General features: G+C 61.4%; 14 protein-coding genes. 6 read left to right on the top strand and 8 right to left on the bottom strand.

The genetic code is table 11. The features are described 5' to 3' along the window. Nucleotides 1–183 precede the first annotated feature (183 nt). Genes ptsP through NTD84_RS21900 form a run of 3 tightly spaced genes read left to right on the top strand, consistent with a single transcriptional unit; the run spans nucleotide 184 to nucleotide 5,737 of the window. Nucleotides 184–3,045, top strand: a complete 2,862-nt coding sequence (gene ptsP, locus NTD84_RS21910; RefSeq protein ID WP_262169877.1) for a phosphoenolpyruvate--protein phosphotransferase — start codon at nucleotides 184–186, stop codon at nucleotides 3,043–3,045. Beyond that, entirely contained in the window at nucleotides 3,045–3,986 is a 942-nt protein-coding gene (gene pfkB, locus NTD84_RS21905; protein WP_262169875.1) for a 1-phosphofructokinase, read from the top strand. Before ptsP ends, pfkB begins: the two co-directional genes overlap by 1 nt. Nucleotides 3,987–3,997: 11 nt before the next feature. Beyond that, the gene (locus NTD84_RS21900; protein ID WP_262169873.1) at nucleotides 3,998–5,737 is read left to right on the top strand and encodes a PTS fructose-like transporter subunit IIB; all 1,740 of its coding nucleotides are present in this window, start codon (nucleotides 3,998–4,000) and stop codon (nucleotides 5,735–5,737) included. A gap of 197 nt (nucleotides 5,738–5,934) precedes the next feature. On the opposite strand, the gene NTD84_RS21895 is transcribed toward NTD84_RS21900, so the two are convergent. After that, nucleotides 5,935–6,234 carry a hypothetical protein gene (locus tag NTD84_RS21895; RefSeq protein ID WP_262169871.1) on the bottom strand — a complete coding sequence of 100 codons (300 nt, stop codon included), beginning with the start codon at nucleotides 6,232–6,234 and terminating at the stop codon, nucleotides 5,935–5,937. Between the two features lie 574 nt (nucleotides 6,235–6,808). On the opposite strand from NTD84_RS21895, the gene NTD84_RS21890 reads away from it, so the two are divergent. After that, the gene (locus tag NTD84_RS21890) at nucleotides 6,809–7,192 is read left to right on the top strand and encodes a hypothetical protein (protein ID WP_262169869.1); all 384 of its coding nucleotides are present in this window, start codon (nucleotides 6,809–6,811) and stop codon (nucleotides 7,190–7,192) included. Between the two features lie 103 nt (nucleotides 7,193–7,295). Here the strand turns inward: NTD84_RS21890 and NTD84_RS21885 are convergent, their stop codons facing one another. After that, complete coding sequence (locus NTD84_RS21885; protein WP_262169868.1) at nucleotides 7,296–9,821, bottom strand: sulfite reductase flavoprotein subunit alpha; 2,526 nt, start codon at nucleotides 9,819–9,821, stop codon at nucleotides 7,296–7,298. Nucleotides 9,822–10,055: 234 nt separating this feature from the next. After that, on the bottom strand, nucleotides 10,056–12,386 hold the full coding sequence (locus NTD84_RS21880) for a TonB-dependent receptor (RefSeq protein WP_262169866.1): 2,331 nt from the start codon (nucleotides 12,384–12,386) through the stop codon (nucleotides 10,056–10,058). A 206-nt stretch (nucleotides 12,387–12,592) separates the two neighbouring features. Here NTD84_RS21880 and NTD84_RS21875 point away from each other — a divergent pair, with 206 nt between their 5' ends. Both NTD84_RS21875 and NTD84_RS21870 read left to right on the top strand, forming a co-directional pair. After that, nucleotides 12,593–13,273, top strand: coding sequence for a Fe2+-dependent dioxygenase (locus NTD84_RS21875; RefSeq protein WP_262169864.1), 681 nt, complete (start codon nucleotides 12,593–12,595; stop codon nucleotides 13,271–13,273). Further along, nucleotides 13,270–14,037, top strand: a complete 768-nt coding sequence (locus tag NTD84_RS21870; protein ID WP_262169862.1) for a tetratricopeptide repeat protein — start codon at nucleotides 13,270–13,272, stop codon at nucleotides 14,035–14,037. Before NTD84_RS21875 ends, NTD84_RS21870 begins: the two co-directional genes overlap by 4 nt. 79 nt (nucleotides 14,038–14,116) lie before the next feature. Here NTD84_RS21870 and NTD84_RS21865 read toward each other — a convergent pair whose 3' ends face one another. From NTD84_RS21865 to NTD84_RS21845, 5 genes are all read right to left on the bottom strand, one after another. Then, entirely contained in the window at nucleotides 14,117–15,280 is a 1,164-nt protein-coding gene (locus NTD84_RS21865; protein ID WP_007942814.1) for a type III PLP-dependent enzyme, read from the bottom strand. Between the two features lie 466 nt (nucleotides 15,281–15,746). Next, entirely contained in the window at nucleotides 15,747–16,904 is a 1,158-nt protein-coding gene (locus tag NTD84_RS21860) for a betaine/proline/choline family ABC transporter ATP-binding protein (RefSeq protein ID WP_262169859.1), read from the bottom strand. Continuing rightward, on the bottom strand, nucleotides 16,901–17,554 hold the full coding sequence (locus tag NTD84_RS21855; RefSeq protein WP_105340033.1) for an ABC transporter permease: 654 nt from the start codon (nucleotides 17,552–17,554) through the stop codon (nucleotides 16,901–16,903). The genes NTD84_RS21860 and NTD84_RS21855 overlap by 4 nt, the downstream gene beginning before the upstream one ends. Nucleotides 17,555–17,566: 12 nt before the next feature. Continuing rightward, nucleotides 17,567–18,460: a glycine betaine ABC transporter substrate-binding protein gene (locus tag NTD84_RS21850; protein ID WP_262169855.1), complete on the bottom strand. Its 894-nt coding sequence runs from the start codon at nucleotides 18,458–18,460 to the stop codon at nucleotides 17,567–17,569. A gap of 20 nt (nucleotides 18,461–18,480) precedes the next feature. Continuing rightward, nucleotides 18,481–19,197 (bottom strand): ABC transporter permease, encoded by a 717-nt coding sequence (locus tag NTD84_RS21845; RefSeq protein ID WP_262169853.1) that lies wholly within the window; start codon nucleotides 19,195–19,197, stop codon nucleotides 18,481–18,483. Nucleotides 19,198–19,390: the final 193 nt, after the last annotated feature.

Raw genomic sequence — 19,390 nt, 5'->3', positions numbered from 1 at the left:
GAGGGAGCATTATCGAGTAACGTGCCATTCACTCTAGATTAAACGTTTCAGCAGGCGTATTTTCTACGTTTTAGGTGCATTTGGCCGGTTCTGCCGCGAAACCGCCAAAAGTCATGACCAAGCGCCTAAGCTGACGCATTCAAAACAATACCTGGCGCCTCAAGGGGCCAAAAAGGAGAACGCATGCTCGAGCTCACCATAGAGCAGATTTCCATGGGCCAATCGGCGGCGGACAAATCCGCTGCATTGCAGTTATTGGCCCGACACCTGGTCGCCGATGGCCTGGTGGCTGACGGTTATCTCGCCGGTCTGCAAGCGCGCGAGGCTCAGGGCTCGACCTTTCTCGGTCAAGGTATTGCCATCCCCCACGGTACGCCGGAAACCCGCGACCAAGTGTTTTCCACCGGCGTGCGCCTGACGCAATTTCCCGACGGCGTGGATTGGGGCGACGGCCAGATCGTCTATCTGGCAATCGGTATCGCCGCCAAATCCGACGAACACCTGCGACTCCTGCAACTGCTGACCCGCGCCCTCGGCGAGACCGACCTGGGCCAGGCCCTGCGTCGCGCCGGTTCCGCCGAAGCCTTGTTGAAGCTGTTGCAAGGCGCGCCGCAGGAACTGGCGCTGGATGCGCAGATGATCGGCCTCGGTGTGTCGGCCGATGACTTCGAAGAACTGGTCTGGCGCGGTGCCCGCTTGCTGCGCCAGGCGGATTGTGTGAGCAATGGTTTCTCCGCGGTGTTGCAACAAGTCGAAGCGCTGCCCCTCGGCGACGGCTTGTGGTGGCTGCACAGCGAACAAACGGTCAAGCGTCCGGGCCTGGCCTTCGTCACCCCGGACAAACCGATGCGTTACCTCGGCCAGCCGCTCAGCGGGCTGTTCTGTCTGGCCAGCCTCGGCGAAGCGCATCAGGCCTTGCTGGAGCGCCTGTGCGCGTTGCTGATTGAAGGTCGCGGTCATGAACTGGGCCGCGCGACCAGCAGCCGTAAAGTCCTTGAAGTGCTCGGCGGTGAGTTGCCGGCGGACTGGCCGAGCGCGCGCATTGCCCTGGCCAACGCCCACGGCTTGCACGCGCGCCCGGCGAAGATCCTCGCGCAACTGGCGAAAAGTTTTGACGGTGAAATTCGCGTACGCATCGTCGACGGTCAGGACAGCGCCGTATCGGTGAAGAGCTTGAGCAAGCTGCTCAGCCTCGGCGCTCGCCGTGGTCAGGTGCTGGAATTCATCGCCGAACCGAGCATTGCCGCCGACGCCTTGCCGGCGTTGTTGGCCGCCACCGAAGAAGGCCTCGGTGAAGAAGTCGAGCCGCTGCCCGCCGTGAGCCAACAGCGCGAAGTCATCACCGAGCTGGCCGAAGTGTTGCTCGCCCCGGCGTCCGGCAGCCTGGTCCAGGCCATCCCTGCCGCGCCAGGTATCGCCATCGGCCCGGCGCACATTCAGGTGTTGCAAACCCTCGATTACCCCCTGCGAGGAGAATCCGCCGCGATTGAACGCGAGCGTCTCAAGCAAGCGCTGGCCGACGTGCGCCGCGACATCGAAGGCTTGATCGAACGCAGTCAATCCAAGGCCATTCGCGAGATTTTCATCACCCACCAGGAAATGCTCGACGACCCGGAACTGAGCGATGAAGTCGAGAGCCGCCTCAAGCAAGGCGAAAGCGCCGAAGCCGCGTGGATGACGGTTATCGAAGCCGCGGCCAGGCAACAGGAATCGTTGCAGGATGCGTTGCTCGCCGAACGTGCCGCGGACCTGCGTGACATCGGCCGTCGGGTGCTGGCGCAACTGTGCGGCGTCGAGACCCCGAGCGAACCGGACCAGCCGTACATTCTGGTGATGGATGAAGTGGGCCCGTCCGACGTGGCGCGTCTCGATCCCGCCCGGGTCGCCGGCATTCTCACTGCCCGGGGTGGCGCCACGGCGCACAGTGCGATCGTCGCCCGTGCGCTGGGTATTCCGGCGTTGGTCGGCGCGGGCGCGGCGGTGTTGCTGCTGGCGCCGGGCACGCCGTTGCTGCTCGATGGCCAGCGCGGTCGCCTGCACGTGGATGCCGATGCGGCGACCCTGCAACGCGCCATCGAAGAGCGCGACAGCCGCGAGCAACGCTTGAAGGCCGCCGCCGAACAACGCCATCAACCGGCGCTGACCACCGACGGCCACGCGGTCGAAGTGTTTGCCAACATCGGCGAAAGTGCCGGCGTCACCAGCGCGGTGGAGCAGGGCGCGGAAGGTATCGGCCTGCTGCGTACCGAACTGATTTTCATGGCCCACGCCCAGGCGCCGGATGAGGCGACCCAGGAAGCCGAATACCGCCGCGTCCTTGATGGGCTCGCCGGCCGGCCGCTGGTGGTGCGCACCCTCGATGTCGGTGGCGACAAACCGCTGCCGTATTGGCCGATCGCCAAGGAAGAAAACCCGTTCCTCGGTGTGCGTGGTATTCGCCTGACCTTGCAGCGTCCCCAGATTATGGAAGGGCAATTGCGTGCACTGTTGCGCGCCGCCGATAACCGTCCATTGCGCATCATGTTCCCGATGGTCGGCAGCGTGGATGAATGGCGACAGGCGCGGGACATGACCGAACGGCTGCGCCTGGAAATCCCGGTGGCCGATTTGCAACTGGGGATCATGATTGAAGTGCCGTCGGCGGCGTTGCTCGCACCGGTGCTGGCCAAAGAGGTCGACTTTTTCAGTGTCGGCACCAACGACCTGACCCAATACACCCTGGCCATCGACCGTGGCCATCCGACGCTATCGGCACAGGCGGACGGCTTGCACCCGGCGGTGCTGCAACTGATCGATATCACCGTGCGCGCGGCCCATGCCCATGGCAAATGGGTCGGCGTGTGCGGCGAACTGGCGGCCGATCCGCTGGCGGTGCCGGTGCTGGTCGGCCTCGGCGTCGATGAACTCAGCGTGTCCGGCCGCAGCATCGCCGAGGTCAAGGCGCGCATCCGCGAACTCGACCTGACCCAGACTCAAACCCTCGCCCGACAGGCTTTGGCCGTGGGCAGCGCCAGTGAAGTGCGCGCACTCGTGGAGGCCCTGTAATGGCCCGGATCCTCACCTTGACCCTCAACCCGGCGCTGGACCTGACGGTGCAATTGCCACGGCTCGAAGCCGGTCAGGTCAATCGCAGCGATGAAATGCACACCCACGCCGCCGGTAAGGGGGTCAACGTGGCACAGGTGCTGGCGGACCTTGGGCACCAGCTCACGGTCAGCGGGTTTCTTGGCGAAGACAATCTTCAAGCGTTCGAAACGCTGTTCGCCAAACGCGGTTTTGTCGACGCCTTTATCCGTGTCCCCGGCGAAACCCGCAGCAACCTTAAACTCGCGGAAAGCGACGGGCGCATCACCGACATCAACGGTCCGGGGCCGAGGGTCAGCGAGGTGGCGCAGCAGGCGCTGCTGGATCGGCTGGACCTGATCGCGCCGGGTCATGACGCGGTGGTCGTCGCGGGCAGCTTGCCGCAAGGCGTCAGCCCGGCGTGGTTGCAGGCGTTGGTCCTGCGCTTGAAAAACCTCGGGCTCAACGTCGCGCTGGACACCAGCGGCGAAGCGTTGCGCGCGGCGCTCAAGGCCGGTCCGTGGCTGATCAAACCGAACACCGAAGAGTTGGCCGAGGTGCTCGGTTGCGAGGTGACCTCGGTCGCGGCGCAGGCCGAAGCCGTGAGTCGCCTGCACGCGCAAGGCATCGAGCATGTGGTGATTTCCCATGGCGCGGACGGTGTGAACTGGTTCAGCGTCGGTGCGGCGATGCATGCCACGCCGCCCAGGGTCAGCGTCGCCAGCACCGTGGGCGCCGGGGATTCGTTACTGGCCGGCATGCTCCACGGTTTGCTCAGCGCCGACACCCCGGAACAGACCCTGCGCACTGCCACGGCGATTGCCGCGATGGCAGTGACCCAGATCGGTTTCGGTATCGGTGACGCGACGCAATTGGCGCAGCTCGAACAGGGCGTACGCATCCGTCCCCTGACAGAACAATAAGAGGGATTGTCATGAAGTTAGCCATTGTTACGGCTTGCCCGAACGGCATGGTCACCAGTGTGCTGTGCGCCCGTTTGCTCGACGCCGCGGCGCAGCGCCAGGGCTGGAGCACCAGCGTCGAAGTGGTGGATGCGGCGCACCCGGAACGGCAGTTGTCGGCGACTACGATCGAGGCCGCCGAGTGGGTGTTGCTGGTGACCAGCTCGCCGGTCGATATGTCGCGATTCGTTGGCAAACGTGTGTTCCAAAGCACGCCGGCGCAAGCGCTGCAAGATGTTGAGGCAGTGTTGCGACGCGGTGCTGAAGAGGCTCAGGTTTATGTCGCCCCTGAGGCGCCCGTCGAGCCGGCCACCGTCACGAAAAACGCCCCGCGCCTGGTCGCCATCACCGCGTGCCCGACCGGCGTCGCGCACACCTTCATGGCCGCTGAAGCCTTGCAGCAAGCGGCGAAACGTCTGGGCTATGACCTGCAGATCGAAACCCAGGGCTCGGTCGGCGCGCGCAATCCGTTGAGTGCGGCCGCGATTGCCGACGCCGACGTGGTGCTGTTGGCCTGTGATATCGAAGTCGCCACCGAGCGCTTTGCCGGCAAGAAAATCTACCGCTGCGGCACCGGCATCGCATTGAAGCAGGCTGAAGCGACGCTGAATAAAGCGTTGGCCGAGGGCAAGCAGGAAACGGCGGCGACCGGCGCCAAAGGCCCGGCCAAGCAAGAGAAAACCGGCGTCTACAAGCATCTGCTGACCGGTGTGTCGTTCATGTTGCCGATGGTGGTGGCGGGCGGCCTGATGATCGCGCTGTCGTTCGTGTTCGGCATCACCGCGTTCAAGGAAGAAGGCACCCTTGCCGCCGCCCTGATGCAGATCGGCGGCGATACCGCGTTCAAGCTGATGGTGCCGCTGCTGGCGGGCTACATTGCGTACTCGATCGCCGACCGTCCGGGTCTGGCGCCGGGGATGATCGGTGGGCTGCTGGCGAGCACCCTGGGGGCCGGTTTTATCGGCGGGATCATTGCCGGTTTCATCGCCGGTTATGCGGCGCAGGCGATCAATCGTTATGCACGATTGCCGCAGAGCCTTGAGGCGCTGAAGCCGATCCTGATCATCCCGTTGCTCGCCAGTTTGTTCACCGGGCTGGTGATGATTTATGTGGTCGGCAAACCGGTGGCCGGGATGCTCGCCGGGCTGACGCACTTCCTCGACAGCATGGGCACCACCAACGCGATTCTGCTCGGCGTGCTGCTCGGCGGCATGATGTGCGTTGACCTGGGTGGACCGATCAACAAAGCCGCCTATGCGTTCTCGGTGGGGCTGCTGGCCTCGCAAAGTTATGCGCCAATGGCCGCGACGATGGCGGCCGGCATGGTGCCGCCGATTGGCCTGGGCATCGCCACGTTCATCGCCCGCCGCAAGTTCGCCCAGACCGAGCGCGAGGCCGGCAAAGCCGCGCTGGTGCTGGGGTTGTGCTTCATCTCCGAAGGCGCGATACCGTTTGCCGCGAAAGACCCGTTGCGGGTCATCCCGGCAAGCATCGCCGGCGGCGCGCTGACCGGGGCGCTGTCGATGTACTTCGGCTGCAAACTGATGGCGCCGCATGGCGGGTTGTTCGTGTTGGCGATTCCCAATGCGATCAATCATGCGCTGCTTTACTTGCTGGCGATTGTTGCCGGGAGTTTGCTGACGGCGGTGGCGTATGCGCTGCTCAAACGACCGGAGGTGGTCGAGCTGGCCGTAGAACCCGTCAACGCCTGACACCCTGAATCCCTAGCGGGTGCGACGATTCGACTGGCTCGCGAAAGCGATTTTTCAGACAGCATCTTTGATGAATGTGGAACCGCCTTCGCGAGCAAGCCCGCTCCCACTGGGGCAGGCGTTGGACACAGGTCTTGTGTCCGGCATTGATCGCTGTGGGAGCTGGCTTGCCGGCGAAGGCGTCATCGGCATCGCCATCAAACCGGGGTCTTGTACGAGGCCTCCCGCTGCAACGCGCGCGCCTGAACCACATCCAGCACCGTGCAGCCCTCACGCATCAGCAGATGCACGGCGCGGGTGATGCGGACCAGATCACAGTCGGAGGTGTTTCTCAGATTCAGGCTGCACAGCGTGTCCGCCAAGTCGCGAACCACGGTGAAGCGGTGCATGGCGCAGGCGGTGAGTTCGCTGAGTTCTTTGTGGGTGTTGACGAAGAGCACCGGTGTTTCGGCGTCGTAGGTGTCAATGGGGAGGTAGCGGGGCATGACTTGGAACATGATGTAACTCCTGTAATGGAAGCTACCACCACTCGCGGCCAAACGATGAGGGTGGCAGCCATACGCGGGTTGGCCGACCGGGTACAGGAACCGGCACACGCGAACGTGTCCCACGCACAGCTGCCATGAAACAACGCCTCAGGCACAAAGTGCCCGAGGAGGTGTTGCTACGCTGTAGCGTTCCTGCACCGACCGGCCAAGGTCGTTCGCGGTGTTTTCCGCGAGCCCAAACTATGGAGTCGAAGCCGAAACGCGGCAACAAGATACGTTGTAGGAAAGGTCTTGGAAAGTTGTGTGCTTCAGGAGAAGCGCTTCCACTCTCTGCGTGGGAACCCGATCCTGTGGGAGCAAGCTGACTCGCGAAAGCGATTTTTCAGACAGCATCTTTGTTGAATGTGGAATCGCCTTCGCGAGCAAGCCCGCTCCCACAGTGATCTCCATCAAGTTCAGGTTCTGTTTGATTTCTATACATGCAATGTTTAGAACCAATACATGTGCACGTTGGTTTGTTGTAGTGGCTGTTTTTCTAATGGGTTTTATTTAGGATTTATTTTCAATTCAGCACGAGCAGTTAATGATGAAGTTGATAAGGAAGCAACAAACAAACTCATGGAAGACAGTCGCATCATTGATCTTCTGTTCGCTATTCCTACCGGCCGGGAATGCGGCCATTGCCGAAGAAGCCAGCGCCGGCCTGTGCAACGGAGCCTGGGGTATCGTCGGTGGTTATTACTGCAACATAAACGGCGGTGTCGGCGGCGGGTCGGTGTTATGCGTTTTTTCAGGCAGGGATAATGATCGTAACGGTGCTTACCGAAGTGGCACCAGTGATCAATGTGTTGTTAATAAAGGCGGGAGGGATTCGGCCATTGATTGTAATGAGATGTGCCGCTTGAATAACAATTGTTCCAGGGTTTCATGCCCGGTTAGTTCGCCGTTAAATAACGCGAAGTTATAAATAAATAAGACCGCATTGTCGTTCCCCTGTAGGAGCCGGCTTGCTGGCGATGGCGATTTCAAACCCCGCCATCCCCAGCAAGCCGGCTCCTACAGCTGTAGGGTTAGTACACGTCGCGGCGGTAGCGACCTTGTTCGATCAGCCGGTCTACGGCTTCAATCCCCAGCAGTTCGTTGAGCGTGTGATCCACCCCAGACGCCATGCCCTGCAAGCTGCCGCAGATGTAGATCACGGCGCCATCCGCCAGCCATTTCTTCAGCTCGTCGGCGGATTCGCGCAGGCGATCCTGCACATAGATCTTCTCTGCCTGATCCCGCGAGAATGCCAGGTCCAGGCGTTCGATATCCCCTGAAATCAGCCACTCTTCCAGCTCGGCGCGACACAGGTAATCGTGTTCACGATTACGTTCGCCGAACAGCAGCCAATGACGCTGCTGCCCATCGGCAATCCGCGCCTTGAGCAAACTGCGCAGCCCGGCCAGGCCAGTGCCGTTGCCCAGCAGGATCATCGGCACCGGCTCGACCGGCAGATGGAAACCGCTGTTGCGGCGCACCCGCAAGCTGATGGTGCTACCGACTGACGCGTGTTCGGTCAACCAGCCGGAGCCGACGCCCAGGCTGCCATCGGGATGCAGTTCCTGACGCACGATCAGTTCGAGCACACCGTCGGCGGCAATCGAGGCGATGGAGTATTCGCGCATGGCCAATGGCACCAGCGCATCGACCAACGCCTGGGCGTGCAAGCCGACCAGGTGCGCACGGTTTTCCGGCAATTGGCGACTGGCCAGGGCGTGTTCCAGGAGTTGCGTCAGACCATCAATCGTCACCGTGGCTCGACCATCAATGCCCAGGCCATCGAGGAAATGCTCGATCGCCCACGGGCAGTTGCGCGGCAGCACTTCTACCAGGTCACCGGCGAGCCAGCTGCTAGTGGTCGGGGCGCTGAGACCCAGCAAGTACACCGGCGAGCCGCTGCTGTCCGGGTTCATCAATTCACGACGGGTGAGCGTCCAGTTGTCGTAGCTCGGTGCTTGCCAGGTGTCCACGGGCGCCTGGCCGGTCAGCAGGCCGAGTTGCTGCTGCCAGTGACGCAAGGCGTATGGGTCACCGCTGTCGACCTCTACGGGGGCAAACAGGGTCTTGCCGCCATGCGCGCCGAGCCAGTTGTGCAGGCGTCGGGCGAAACCACAGAAGTGCTGATACTGGCGATCGCCGAGGCCGAGCACCGCGTAATTCAGGCTTTCCAGGCTCAACGTGCGCGCCAGCACCTTGCGTTCGAAGCCGCGGGCGCTGTCCGGCGCTTCGCCGTCGCCGAAGGTGCTGACCACGAACAGCGCGTTGCTGGAGTCGCGCAAGTCCTGTTCGCTGACATCCGCCAGCGGCGAAACTTTCACCGGCAGGCCAGCGGCTTGAAGCTGTCCGGCCGTTTGCCACGCCAACTGTTCTGCAAAGCCGCTCTGGCTGGCGAAACCGATCAGCCAAGCCGGTGCGTCGCTTTCCGGTTGCTCAATACCTTGGCGCGCATCCTTGATCTGCTTTTTCTTGCGCCGACGATCGAGGTACAGCAACCAGCCGGTGACGAAAAACAACGGCATGGTCAGCGCGCTGAGCGTCAGGATGATCCGGCCGACAATGCCGAAGTAACTGCCGACGTGCAGCGCGTAGATGCTGGTCAGCAGTTGGGCCTTGAGGCTCTTGTCGCTGTAACGGTCATGGCTTTTGACAACGCCGGTGGCCGGATCGAGATTGATCTGGTTCAGCGCGCGTTCGTGCGGCGAGCTGTTCAGCAGGTAATACACGGTTGCCGGTTGTCCCGCGACGGGAGGCATGCGGATGTTGTAGGCACTGAGTGCTGGGCCGGCGGCGCTGTAGATGCTGCTCCACATGGCGGCGTAGTCGGCGGTGGGCGCCGGGCCGGCTGGCGCCGGACCACGGTTGCGCACCCGCTCATTCTGCGGCGCGTCGGAAAGGAGTCGGGTCAGGCCCTTGCTGTACCACTCGTAGGACCAAGACAACCCGGTCAGCGCCGCCAAAAGGTAAAACACCAGGCACCAGGTGCCGGCCACGGAGTGCAGGTCCCAATTGAAGCTGCGACCCTTTTTCCGCCAGTCGAGGGTCAGCCAGGCGCGCCAGCTGTTCCACTGGCGGGGCCAGCGCAGGTACAGGCCGGACAGGCAGAAGAACACCAGGATCAGCGTACAGGCGCCGGTGATCTGCCGACCGGTTTCGCCCATGGCGAGGAAGCGGTGCAGTTGCAGCATCAGGTCGAAGAAACCCTGGCCGGTGGCGTCGCCGAGGAATTCGGCGGTGTACGGGTCGAAGTACCGCATTTCGCCACGGCGCTCGCCCGGCGGCGGGGTGAAATTCACCCGCGCGGCGTTGCCGCTGTCGGTCTCGACCCACAGCATCGCGACTTTCTTGCCCGAGGCGCCTTCGATTTTTTCCACCAGTTCGGCGGGCGGCAAGACGCCAGCGACCTGTTTTTCGACCTGCAACACCGAAGGGTTCAGCGCACGCAGGATTTCGTCGTCAAACGACACCGTCGCGCCAGTGATGCCCATCAGGGCCAGGACCAGCCCGGCACTGATACCGAAAAACCAGTGCAACTGGAACAGGGTTTTCTTCAACACGTCGCTCGCCTTGTTCGTCCGAAATTTGTCATCACGGCGCGCATTATGCCGTGGGTTGTCGAGAAACATTCTTTTTTACGCAGAAAAGCCCCGTTCATCTCAATGAACAGGGCCTCGCCGGTTTCTGTAGGAGCGAGCTTGCTCGCGATGAACTCAAACCCGACGCGGGGTGTCTGGTGTCCCGCGTTATCGTTGACGACCATCGCGAGCGAGCTCGCTCCTACAGTTTTTCCATCAGAAGTGGAAGTTGGTGCTCAGCAACGCAGTACGACCGGCCGCCTGGTTGGCGAAGTGGGTCGAGAAGGCCTTGTCGTAGTAGGTTTCGTCGGTGAGGTTCTGCACGTTCAGCTGCAGGTCCACGTTTTTGCTCAGCTTGTAGGCGGCCATCGCGTCATAACGCACATAGGAATCGACCATGGTGGTGTTGGCCACGCTGCCGAACACGTCGTCGACGTAGAACGCGCCGCCACCGATGGTCAGCTTCGGCGTGACTTGATACGTCGTCCACAGGCTGGCGCTGTTTTTCGGGGTGTTAGGCAGTTCGTTGCCGTCGTTGACTTTGCCCAGTGCGCCGCCGTCGATCTGTTCGCTGTCCATGTAGGCGTAACCGGCGAAGACTTGCCATTTGTCAGTGAGTTTACCGGTGGCCGACAGCTCGAAACCTTGAACGCGGGTTTTGCCGGCGTTTTCGTACGACGTGGTGTCGACTTGCACACGCGCGTTGTCTTTTTCGGTGCGGAAAATGTCCGCGGTCAGCGACAGGCGATCGTTGAGGAAGTCCCACTTGGTGCCGATTTCGTAGTTCTTGGTGGTTTCCGGCTCCATGTCGCTGCTCAGCAGGTTGCCGCTGCGATCAGGCGTGCCGCCCAGCGGGTTGCCGTCCTGGCCTTCGCCGAGGGTGGCGCCCGGTGGGGTGGCAGAGGTGGCGTAGGACGCATAGATGCTGCCGTTTTCCGCAGGTTTGTAGACCACGCCGAATTGACCGGTGACAAATTCGCTGACGTCATCGCCCTTGGCCGTGGTGGCGCCGGCGGCGGTGTAGGTTTTGTATTTAGTGTCGAAATGGTCGTAACGCAGGCCCATGTTCACCAGCCACTGCTCGGACAACTCCAGGGTGTCGAACACGTACAGCGCATATGTGTTGGCCTTGGTGTCGGTGCCGGCGTAGTTACGCGAGATGGCGCCGTTCCACGGGTCGTTCGGGTTCGGGTTGGACAACGAGGTGCAGTTGTAGCCACTCGGAGCTCCGATCATCGCCGGAGTGCATTGGGTGCCTGGATCCCTTGTTGTAACTGGAGTTCCGGGCGTGGAGTCGGTGTTGACGGTATACGAGGATTTCTGGCTTTCCTCACGGCTCAGTTCGATACCGGTGGAGAAGCTGTTCTTGAACCCGGCGATGTACACATCACCAAACAGGTCGGTCTGGTTGGTGGTGGTCTCCGTGTTGCTGACACGGGTGTTGGCCCGGCGCCAGACGCTGCCGTTGTTGACGTTGCCCTTGCTGTCGTCCGGCTGGGTCAGGATGTAGTCCTGCATGCTGGTGCCGTGGCGCAGGGTGTTCTTGATGGTCAGCGCGTCGCTCAGGTCGTGCTCGATGGCGAAGGTCGCGGTGTCGGTGCGGGTCTTACGGAAATCGCGGTCGTTCAGGCCGTAGAAGTTGCTGCTGTCGCCGCCATCGTTGGGTTTGTCCGGGTTGGATTTGGTACGGGCCGCCGAGCCCGCGACCGGGATGCTGTACGGGATGCCCGAGTCCGGAGTGTCGTTGCTTTCGAGGTGGTAATAATCAAGGTTCACCCGGGTGTCGGTGCCCAGGCCGAAAACCAGCGAGGGTGCGATGCCCCAGCGGTCGTAGTCGACGCTGTCGCGGCCAGCGACGTTGCTCTCGTGACTCATCAGGTTCAGACGGCCGGCGGCGCTGTCGCTGAACTGGTAGTTGCCGTCCAGGGTGTAGCGCTGGGTCTGGTCCGAACCCCAGGTAAAGCCACCGTCGAGCGAGTTGCCCAAATGTGCTTTCTTGCTCACCAGGTTTATGGTGCCGCCTGCTGCGCCACGACCGCCGATTGCGGAGTTCGGGCCTTTGCTGACTTCGATCGATTCAACGGCGAAAATCTCGCGGCTCTGCGAACCGGTGTCGCGCACGCCGTCGAGGTAGGTATCGCCCTGGGCATCAAAGCCGCGAATGAACGGACGGTCGCCCTGGGGGTTGCCGCCTTCACCGGCGCCGAAGGTGATGCCGGGCACGGTGCGCAGCGCGTCCTGCATGTTCAGGGCGCCGGTGTCCTTGATGACTTGTTGCGGAATGACCGTGATCGAACGCGGTGTGTCGATCAGCGGTGCGGTGTACTTGGGCGAGGAGGCTTTCTCGACGTTGTAGCTCGTCTGGTCCTGGGCTTCGCCGGTGATGGAAGTGGCATCCAGGGAAATCGCCCCGTTCGGCGCTTTTCCGTCGGTCTTCTCGGCGGCGAACACCATGTGGCCTGCGGAGCCGGCGGTGATGGCCATGCCAATTGCGGAAGCGAGCAAACGTGGTGAACTGACCGGTAATTGTGGTTGTTGGCGTGACATGTGAATTCCCCTCCCCAAGGATTTGAGGCCGCGGAATATAGGGTAGACGCGTATATGTATCAATTGCGAAACGTTACTATTCGCACTGAATTTACATTCTTTACAATTTATCCTTACGGTTTTTGATGTTTCATTCGTCGCGCGGGTTTTACACTGGCAATAAGAATCACTACCATCTCCATCCTTTTGCCTTCAGGTACTTTTCCATGCTGCTGCACATCCCCGGCTTGTTCTCAAAAGAAGAGGTGCAGCGCATTCGCGAGGCTCTGGAACAGGCGGATTGGGCGGATGGCAAAATCACGGCCGGCTATCAGTCGGCGAAAGCCAAGCACAATCTGCAGTTGCCGGAAGGCCATCCGTTGGCCAAGGAAGTCGGCGCGGCGATGCTTGAGCGGCTGTGGAAAAATCCATTGTTCATGTCAGCCGCATTACCGCACAAAGTCTTTCCACCATTGCTGAACTGTTACACGGCGGGTGGCAGTTTCGATTTCCATATCGACAACGCGGTGCGTCAGCCCAAAGGCAGTATCGAGCGGGTACGCACCGATCTGTCGGCGACGCTGTTTTTCAGCGAACCGCAGGACTACGACGGCGGTGAGCTGGAGATTCAGGATACCTATGGCACGCAACGGGTGAAGCTTCCCGCGGGCGACATGGTCCTGTACCCCGGCACCAGCCTGCACAAGGTCAACGCCGTGAGCCGCGGCACCCGGTTCGCGTCTTTTTTCTGGACCCAAAGCCTGGTCCGCGAGGACAGCCAGCGTGCGCTGCTGTTCGAGATGGACGAAGCGATCCGGCAGCTGACCCAGGACATGCCCGACCATCCCTCATTGATCCGCCTGACCGGCACGTATCACAACCTGTTGCGTCGCTGGGTCGAGGTATGAGTTTTCAATTGCGTCGTGAGGAAGTGCTCGACGGTGATCGGCTCAAAGCCATGCTCGAGGACAGCCCCGCGCGGGCGGCCCAGGCGATTTTGATCGCGGCCCGTGAAGGCGTGCTCGATGCACAGGCCTTGCTCGGGCAGATTCTGCTGGATGGCCGGGGTATCGAACTGGATCAGCAACTGGCGCTGCGTTGGTTCGAGATCGCGGCCAACGGCGGGCACCTGATGGCGCGCAACATGCTCGGCCGTTGTCATGAGCATGGCTGGGGTTGTGTGGCCGATGCGGCGGTCGCCGCGAGGCATTATCGCGTCGCTGCCGATGCGGGGCTGGATTGGGCGATGTACAACTTCGCCAACCTGTTGGCGACCGGGCGCGGTGTGGTCGAGGATCAGGTGCAGGCGCTGAGTCTTTACCGACGCGCGGCTGAACTGGGCCACGCGAAGTCGATGAACCTGCTCGGGCGTTATCTGGAAGAAGGGCGCATTTGCCCGGCGGATCGGGTGGGCGCCGTGGAGTGGTATCGGCGCTCGGCGCTCGGCGGCGATTTTCGCGGGCAGTTCAGCTATGCCGCGGTGTTGGCGGATGAAGGCAACATCGAGGAGGCGCTGGCGTGGCTACGCCAGGCGCTGGCTGGCGGCAACCTGAATTTCTTGCGGGTGGCGAGCAAGGCGCTGTTGACCGCCACCGATCCACAGATCCGCGCTCTGGCAGCCGATTACGCCCAGCGCTACACCGAACTCGAACAGACATTAACCCCCCTGTAGGAGCGACGGGGCACGATCCACTCGCCCACAAAAAAGCCCATGACAGGCCATGTCATGGGCTTTTCAATGCCTGCAGCGTTTACACGTAGAACGATTTCAGCGGCGGGAAGCCGTTGAACTCGACCGCGCTGTAGCTGGTGGTGTACGCGCCGGTCGACAGCCAGTACAAACGATCACCGATCGCCAGGTTCAGCGGCAGGCCGTACTTGTAGTTTTCGTACATGATGTCGGCGCTGTCGCAGGTCGGGCCGGCGATGACCACTTCTTCCATCTCGCCCTTTTTCTCGGTCCAGATCGGGAACTTGATGGCTTCGTCCATGGTTTCGATCAGGCCGGAGAACTTGCCCACATCCGTGTACACCCAGCGCTCGACGGCGGTGCGGGATTTGCGCGCCACCAGCACCACTTCGCTGACCAGGATGCCGGCGTTGGCGATCAGCGAACGGCCCGGTTCCAGGATGATTTCCGGCAGGTCGTCACCGAAGTCTTCCTTGAGGAAACGAATGATTTCCTCGGCGTAGGTTTCCAGGCTGTTGGTGCGGGTGATGTAGTTGGCCGGGAAGCCGCCGCCCATATTGATCAGCTTCAGGTGGATGCCGTCTTCTTCTTTCAGGCGCTCGAAGATCACCTTGACCTTGGCGATTGCCGCGTCCCAGACGCTGATGTCACGTTGTTGCGAACCGACGTGGAACGAGATGCCGTAAGGCACCAGGCCCAGGTCCCGGGCGAGGATCAGCAGGTCCATGGCCATGTCGGTCTGGCAGCCGAATTTGCGCGACAGCGGCCAGTCAGCGGTGGTCGAGCCTTCGGTGAGGATGCGCACGTAGACTTTCGAACCCGGTGCAGCCTTGGCGATGTTGCGCAGGTCGGCTTCGGAGTCGGTGGCATACAGACGCACGCCCTTGTCGTAGAAGTAGCGGATGTCCTTGGATTTCTTGATGGTGTTGCCGTAGCTGATGCGATCCGGGCCAACGCCCTGGTTCATCACTTTGTCGAGCTCGTAGATCGAAGCGATGTCGAAGTTCGAGCCTTTCTCTTTGAGCAGGTCGATGATTTCGACGGCCGGGTTGGCCTTGACCGCGTAGTAGACCTTGGCGAATTCGAAACCGGCGCGCAGGTCATCGTAGGCCTGGCTGATCATCGCGGTGTCGATCACCACGAACGGGGTTTCTTGTTTGTCGGCGAACGCCTTCATTTTGTTGAAAGTATCGCGCGCGAAATAGTCTTCGACGTTGATCGACATGCTGGGAACTCCTACTGGCAAACTAAAATTATCAATGGGTGCAAATGAACGTCCTCCGTATCCCCACTTTGGTTCGCCTACTTCCCAAGGCATGTCGCCGAAAGCAAAAAGGCCATGGGAGGCGACGCTTCCCTTGGCCTTGCTGTCTCGTCGTCAGTACTTGAGCCGGATGGATCGTTTCCAGCATGGACGTTCGGCGCGAACTTTAGGGCGTGAAGGGCTCGAGATCAACAAAAAATGTCGCGTTTTTGCACGCTTCCGTCGTGCGGTCCCGGACAGCTACTGATGTAACCGACCTGCATGACAGTGTGATGTTCCCGAGAGGGGGAGATTTGCGGGGAATCAGCGGGATTTGTGGTGCCCTGTTCGCGAGCAAGCCCGCTCCCACATTGGATCTGCGTCATTTCACAATGCTGTGACTGGCGCGGGCCCAGGTGGGAGCGGGCTTGCCCGCGAATGCGTGCGGTCAGGCGACGGCAGTTTCAGCCGGCGAAACAATGCTGGTCTTGCCGCCACGGGACTTGCCGGAGCTCAGGTACTCGGCAATCGATTCCTGGGTCACTTCACCCAGGAACACCCGCTCGGCATCCATCACCGGCAACCACGAGCGGTTGAACTCGTACATCCGCGACAACAGGATGCGCAAATGCTCGTCGTACGCCGCGGTGGCGTTGAATTCGCGCAGGTACTGTGCGCAGGTCCCGGTCTGACGGTGCAGGTCGCGGCGTCGTACATAGCCGAGCGCCTTGGTCTCACCATCGGTGACCACGACGTAACGGCGGTCATGCTCATCCATCAACTCCAGCGCATCGGCCACCGGCGTTTCCGGGCTGACGGACGGCGCGTTGTCTGCCGCGTCTTCGGCTTTCACCAGCAACAGACGCTTGAGCGTGCTGTCCTGGCCGACAAAGTTGCTGACAAAATCATCCGCCGGGTGCGCCAGCAGCGTGTCCGGGTGATCGATCTGCAACAGCTTGCCGGCGCGGAAGATCGCGATCTTGTCGCCCAGCTTGATCGCTTCGTCGATGTCGTGGCTGACCATGATCACGGTCTTGTTCAGCGCGCGCTGCATCTCGAAGAATTCGTTCTGGATCATCTCGCGATTAATCGGGTCGACTGCGCCGAACGGTTCGTCCATCAACAGCAACGGCGCATCCGCCGCCAGCGCGCGAATCACGCCAATCCGCTGCTGCTGGCCACCGGACAATTCACGCGGGTAGCGATTGAGGTACTGCTTGGGCTCGAGCTTGATCATGCTCATCAATTCGCGGGCACGGTCGTGGCATTTCTGTTTATCCCATCCGAGCAGTTTCGGTACCACCACAATGTTTTCTTCGATGGTCATGTTCGGGAACAGACCGATCTGCTGGATCACGTAGCCGATGTTGCGACGCAGGGTCACTTCGTCGAGGTCGGTGGTGTCTTCGCCGTTGATCAGGATCTTGCCCGAGGTTGGCTTGATCAGGCGGTTGATCATCTTCAGCGTGGTGCTTTTGCCGCAGCCCGATGGCCCGAGAAACACACAGATTTCGCCTTCATTGACGGTCAGGCTTACCGAGTCCACGGCTTTCACGTCTTTGCCGTTGCTTTGGAAGGTCTTGCTGAGGTTTTGAAGTTCGATCATTTCAGGAGTCCTTTGGGAGTCAGCGTGCGTTGCAGCCATTGCAGAAGCAGGTCGGCGAAGATGGCCAGGAGACTGACCAGCACGGCGCCGACGATCAGCATCGACATGTCGCTGCGGCTGATGGAAGCGAGAATGAGTACACCGAGGCCACCGGCACCGATGGTGGCGGCGATGGTCATGACTCCGATGTTCATGACCACGGCGGTGCGTACACCGGCGAGGATCACTGGCACCGCAATCGGCAGTTCGACCATGCGCAAGCGCTGGCCGAAGGTCATGCCGATACCGCGTGCGGCTTCACGAATGCCCGGCTCGACGCCGGTCAGGGCGAGGTAGGTGTTGCGCATGATCGGCAGCAGCGAGTACAGGAACACCGCAGTGATCGCCGGCATCGGCCCGAGCCCCTGGCCGAATTTCGAGTAGAACGGCAACAGCAGGCCGAACAGCGCAATCGACGGCACGGTCAGCAGTACCGTGGCGCTGGCTTGCAACGGGCCGGCGAGGGTTGGGAAGCGCGTCATCAGAATGCCGAGCGGCACGCCGGCCACAATCGCCAGGGTCACGGCGATCCCGACCAGGGTGATGTGCTGCCAGGTCAGGTGCAGCACCAGCGGCCAGTCGAGATGGGAAAAGGCGTTCAAAAATTCCATGTCTTTTCCTCCTTAGTTCAGTGGATGCTGGCGCAGAAAATCAGCGGCAACGGATGAAGGGCTTTCGTGATCGACATCGACCCGTGCGTTCAATGCGCGCATGGTTTCGTCATCGAACAGCTCGGCCAGCGGCTTGATCTCTTCCGCCAGTTTCGGGTGGGCGTCGAGGTAAACCTGACGTACCACCGGCGCGGCGGTGTAGTCCGGGAAGTAGTGCTTGTCGTCTTCCAGCAGCTTGAGCTTGAAGGCGTTCAGGCGACCGTCGGTGGTGTAGACCAGCCCGGCGAACACCTGGCCATTGCGCAGGGCGGTGTAGACCAGGCCAGCGTCCATCTGGCGGATGTTCTCGCGGGTCAGGTTCATGCCGTAGAGGTCGACCATGCCGTCCAGTCCGTCGGAACGGTTGGCGAACTCGGTGTCCAGGGCGACCAGGTGATTGTCCTTGTGCTCCGCCTGCAACACGGTGTTCAGCTCGCTGATGGTGTTGATCTGGGGGTAAGCCTTCGCGGTTTTTTCCGGCAGGGCCAGGGCGTAGGTGTTGCTGAATTTCGACGGCGTCAGCCAGATCAGGCCTTTTTTCGCGTCGAGTTCTTTCACCTTGGCGTAGGACTGAGCGCTGTCGAGCTTGTCGGTGACATGGTTGTAAGACACCAGCGACACGCCGGTGTATTCCCACATCAAATCCAGCTGGCCACTTTCGTGGGCGCTGCGGGCCAGGGTGCTGCCCAGACCACCGGTCACCTGAGTGTCGTAACCCTTGGTGCGCAGGTACTGGGAGGTGATTTCCGCCAGCAGGGTCTGTTCGGTGAACACCCGGGCGCCGATGCGGATCACCGGTTTTTCAGCGGCTTGGGCGATTCCGGCGAACAGCAGGGCGCAGCCTAATAGCAAGCTTAATATCTTCATGAGTCTTCCTTTGCCGAGGCTTAAGACGGGCGCAGGCCGCGTTCGAGCCAGAGGCGGCTGGCGAGGGTCACCAAGCCGTCGAGCAGCAAGGCCAGCAGCGCGGTGCACGCCGCGCCAAGCAGCAGTTGCGGCTGATTGTTCAGGGCGATGCCGGGGAAAATCAGGCTGCCCAGACTGTTGGCGCCGATCAGGAACGCCAGCGGTGCAGTACCGACGTTGATCGCCAGGGCCACTCGCACGCCACCGATGATGATCGGCACCGCGTTCGGCAGTTCGACCCGCCACAGCACCTGGGCCGGCGTCATGCCGATGCCGACCGCCGCTTCCTTGAGCGAACCTTGAACGTTTTTCAGGCCTTCGTAGGTGTTGCGTACGATCGGCAACAGCGAGGCGAGGAACAGGGCGAAGATCGCCGGGCCGCTGCCGATGCCCAGAATCCCCAGGGCGATGGCCAGTACGGCGAGAGGTGGCACGGTGTTGCCGATGTTGAAGATCTGCATGAAGCGTTCAGCGCGACCCACCATGGTCGGGCGGCTGAGGGCGATACCGGCGGGAATGCCCACTACCAGGGCGGCCAGCATGGAAGCGAGGACAAGCACCAGATGGGCTTGCAGGTAAAACAATAAATCGTCGCGGTAATGTTCGATCGTGTTGATGCCGATCCAGTGGACCAGCAGGGCCAGGAGGGCGATTACCAGCACGCCTCCTATCAGCCCTTTGCCATAGCGAATAGCCACAGGCGGACTCCTTTTTTCTTTCTTTGTCGGCGAACGCAGTTCCGTGTGGCACTGCCATTGCTGGCTGCCGGGATCAAAACGTTCGCGAGAAGCAGCTCATGCCTAACGCGTCCCCCTGTAGGAGCGAGCTTGCTCGCGATGGACGTCAACGATAACGCGTGCTCCCTGAGCAAGCGCGTTGCCTGAAGGTTCA

Source organism: Pseudomonas sp. 14P_8.1_Bac3 (genome assembly GCF_025466085.1).
Lineage (GTDB): Bacteria > Pseudomonadota > Gammaproteobacteria > Pseudomonadales > Pseudomonadaceae > Aquipseudomonas.
The sequence above is the reverse complement of the archived record's forward strand: the minus strand, read 5'-3'. Positions and strand labels throughout refer to the sequence as shown.

Bases quoted from the DNA above. Each gene is read 5' to 3' on its own strand.
- ptsP (WP_262169877.1), top strand. From the start codon at position 184: ATGCTCGAGCTCACCATAGAGCAGATTTCCATGGGCCAATCGGCGGCG.
- pfkB (WP_262169875.1), top strand. From the start codon at position 3,045: ATGGCCCGGATCCTCACCTTGACCCTCAACCCGGCGCTGGACCTGACG.
- NTD84_RS21900 (WP_262169873.1), top strand. From the start codon at position 3,998: ATGAAGTTAGCCATTGTTACGGCTTGCCCGAACGGCATGGTCACCAGT.
- NTD84_RS21895 (WP_262169871.1), bottom strand. From the start codon at position 6,234: ATGTTCCAAGTCATGCCCCGCTACCTCCCCATTGACACCTACGACGCC.
- NTD84_RS21890 (WP_262169869.1), top strand. From the start codon at position 6,809: ATGATGAAGTTGATAAGGAAGCAACAAACAAACTCATGGAAGACAGTC.
- NTD84_RS21880 (WP_262169866.1), bottom strand. From the start codon at position 12,386: ATGTCACGCCAACAACCACAATTACCGGTCAGTTCACCACGTTTGCTC.
- NTD84_RS21875 (WP_262169864.1), top strand. From the start codon at position 12,593: ATGCTGCTGCACATCCCCGGCTTGTTCTCAAAAGAAGAGGTGCAGCGC.
- NTD84_RS21870 (WP_262169862.1), top strand. From the start codon at position 13,270: ATGAGTTTTCAATTGCGTCGTGAGGAAGTGCTCGACGGTGATCGGCTC.
- NTD84_RS21865 (WP_007942814.1), bottom strand. From the start codon at position 15,280: ATGTCGATCAACGTCGAAGACTATTTCGCGCGCGATACTTTCAACAAA.
- NTD84_RS21860 (WP_262169859.1), bottom strand. From the start codon at position 16,904: ATGATCGAACTTCAAAACCTCAGCAAGACCTTCCAAAGCAACGGCAAA.
- NTD84_RS21855 (WP_105340033.1), bottom strand. From the start codon at position 17,554: ATGGAATTTTTGAACGCCTTTTCCCATCTCGACTGGCCGCTGGTGCTG.
- NTD84_RS21850 (WP_262169855.1), bottom strand. From the start codon at position 18,460: ATGAAGATATTAAGCTTGCTATTAGGCTGCGCCCTGCTGTTCGCCGGA.